1 protein-coding gene, 2 pseudogenes and 1 other annotated feature are annotated in these 2,559 nt (G+C 58.7%); of the genes and pseudogenes, 2 read left to right on the top strand and 1 reads right to left on the bottom strand.

Annotated features, from left to right (window positions below):
- The first annotated feature begins 709 nt into the window (after positions 1–709).
- The gene (locus tag HCC78_RS32030; RefSeq protein ID WP_172332740.1) at positions 710–922 is read left to right on the top strand and encodes a hypothetical protein; all 213 of its coding nucleotides are present in this window, start codon (positions 710–712) and stop codon (positions 920–922) included.
- An 824-nt stretch (positions 923–1,746) separates the two neighbouring features.
- Positions 1,747–2,156: pseudogene (locus HCC78_RS32025) on the top strand (transposase); the annotation flags it as partial.
- Positions 2,028–2,144: a sequence feature (AL1L pseudoknot), on the top strand. (Overlaps the previous pseudogene by 117 nt.)
- A 57-nt stretch (positions 2,157–2,213) precedes the next feature.
- Here HCC78_RS32025 and HCC78_RS32020 read toward each other — a convergent pair.
- A pseudogene (locus HCC78_RS32020) lies at positions 2,214–2,400 on the bottom strand (hypothetical protein); the annotation flags it as partial.
- Positions 2,401–2,559 lie beyond the last annotated feature (159 nt).

Here is a 2,559-nt window from a genome sequence, read left to right as displayed (position 1 = left end):
AGACCGGGTCCGAAGCCCGCACGGGGATCGGCAGGTGGATCGTTCGGCATCTCTCTCGGACGGATCGCGTTCGACGCCTCACTCTGCAACACCGTGCGCCCGCACTCGGCACTTGGAGGCAGAACACCGGTCGAGGCCCATAAGGGCCCCGGCCTCAAGGCGGCAGCATGATCACCAGGCAAGCTTAGCAGCGCCGCAAACCTGTCCGGGAAATGGGGGCCACCTCAGTAACTCCCAGCCTGGGAGCCGGGGGCAAGGTCATGTACTCGTTGGCGGCAAGCTTGGCAGCGTATCCGGATCTCGGGGGCCAACTCAGAAAATGGAGCTTCTCCCAAAGAAAAGTGTCGCCATGGTCCCATGGCGACACAGATGTTTATTAAAAATAACTACTTTGCGAACAGAAAGTTTTCACAACTTCAATACTTTACCTGTCGTCTATGCGTCCATGAGCGCACAACCGTAGATGTAACGCAAGTCTTGCAATATTAATTCTTTGTTAATTTTTATCAATTTGCGAATCATTTGGTGGCAGGTCACTCTCAAGAGAATTGCAGTGTGGGTTGCCGTAGCTCTGAGGTGGGCCAAGTTCGGGTGCCGGGCAGAGAAAGGAAGCCGGTCAAGGGCATGCTGCAAGTCGTTGTTCCACAAGGGGTGGCACGGCCGAACAATAGGCGTACGGCACCCTCTGCTCGCGATTGGAGGCAAGTTCATGACCATCGAATTGATCAGCATGCGCCGTTCGAACGGGACCGGGGAACCGGATCCGCACGGGCCGTTGGAGGTCATTTTCTTCGATGGAGAAAAGCGCGTCGTGGCGTCGGTAATAATGGGTGCTGACGGCGCTGCTGCCGCTTATGCTCTCCACGGCTACGAGATCACCGCGCTTTGCAAGATCCGGGCGGGCGAAGCAGATGGTTCATGAGGATAGTGGGACTTTTTTCCCGGACACATCCCCCCTTGGAAGGATTGGTTAACAGTTTTTTAACATTTCTTAACGTACATCGAAGCATGTCGTGCACTCAGCCCAAGAGCTTATGGTTTGGGCAATTAGTTTCTTTGTTCAGGTGTTTGCATGGCTCGCGGTGTGCCAAGCCGCCTCCCCAAGTGGCTTGGCCCCGCATTTTTTCGTGACGGCCGCACGTTCTGCTATCCAAGGGCGGGCCTCTTGCGATGGTGGCCCTCAACGGGAAGCTTCTCGCCACATCTGACGACGTACAAGGGCGCCAGCTCATCGGAGTCTCGGAGAAATGTAAGCGTTCCGGGAAGCCGATCATTGCACCTTTATCCAAGAGCGCAGACCCAGCCTATATTGACGCTAGGCGCCAATATAGGCCGCGATCGTGCTTTAGGGTTTTCAATGCCTTAGATAGTTGATCGCGACGCCCACCGCGCCATGTGACGCTCGTGAGACCTTCCTGCCGCAGCAGCATTGGCTGACCAAGATAGGTCCTGCAGTTTCCGATGGATTCGCGTATCGCGTCGCTGCTCTCGACCTGAAGACCTGCTCTGGCTGGCCGGAGTGTCGAGATCCCCACACTGTCTTCTGGGCGCCGACGCGGAACCACTTTCAATTTTATCGCTATCGGTCGGGCTTCCACAAATTGATCTTCGCAAATCCAATGACTGGAGGTGTCGGTCAGCGCCCTGCCAGCATCAGGCCTCAATGGCTTCGCTCCGCCGTTGGCCGAAGTGTGAACCGCCCCGGGTTTGCCGGAGGCTTCAACTCGTGAGTAGAGTGAAGCCACGATGAGCAAGACCACGAACAAGTTTTCCCCTGAGGTCCGGGACCGCGCCGTTAGGCTGGTGCTGGAGAACGAGGGCCAGCACGGCTCCCGCTGGCAGGCCGTCATGTCGATCTCGGCAAAGATCGGCTGCTCGGCCCACACGCTGAACCAGTGGGTCAAGAAGGCGGAAGTCGACAGCGGCAAGCGGGCGGGCATTCCCGCCGACGTCGCGGAGCGGCTGAAGGTGCTGGAACTCGAGAACCGCGAACTGCGCCAGGCCAACGAGATCCTGCGCAAGGCGTCCGCTTGTTTTGCGATGTCGGAGCTCGACCGCCCACTGAAACGATGATGGCCTTCATCGATGCCCACCGCGGGCAACATGGGGTCGAGCCGATCTGCAGGGTCCTGCTGATCGCCCCATCCACCTATTTTGTGAGGTGGTCCCTATTTCCCGGACAGTTTCTCGGCGACGCTAAGCTTGCCTATTGATCATGCCGCCGCCTTCATGCCGGGGCCCTCGTGGGCCTCGACGGGTGTCCGTCCTCCGAGCGCCGAATGCGGACGCTGGGTGTTGCAGAGTGAGGCGTCGAACGCGATCCGTCCGAGAGAGATGCCGAACGATCCACCTGCCGATCCCCGTGCGGGCTTCGGACCCGGTCTCGAAAGCGTTCAGGTAGCGAGCCGCGCTGCCTCAGCGCCTCGCTCGCCGTTGCGCTCGGACCGGTGGCGCGCAACGGCTGGCTAGGCTCTGGACACATTGAGTTTCACAGCCAGTAGATAACGACTGCCGCGAGGGCGATAGCTGAGAAGAACACCTTCGGGCATCTGTCGTATC

The sequence above is a fragment of the Mangrovicoccus sp. HB161399 genome, assembly GCF_013184745.1.
In the GTDB taxonomy this organism is placed as follows: domain Bacteria; phylum Pseudomonadota; class Alphaproteobacteria; order Rhodobacterales; family Rhodobacteraceae; genus Mangrovicoccus.
Note: the sequence above shows the minus strand (reverse complement) of the source record. Positions and strands in the feature narration are given on the sequence as shown.

Coding starts and splice junctions, on each gene's coding strand:
- HCC78_RS32030 (WP_172332740.1), top strand. CDS start 710: ATGACCATCGAATTGATCAGCATGCGCCGTTCGAACGGGACCGGGGAA.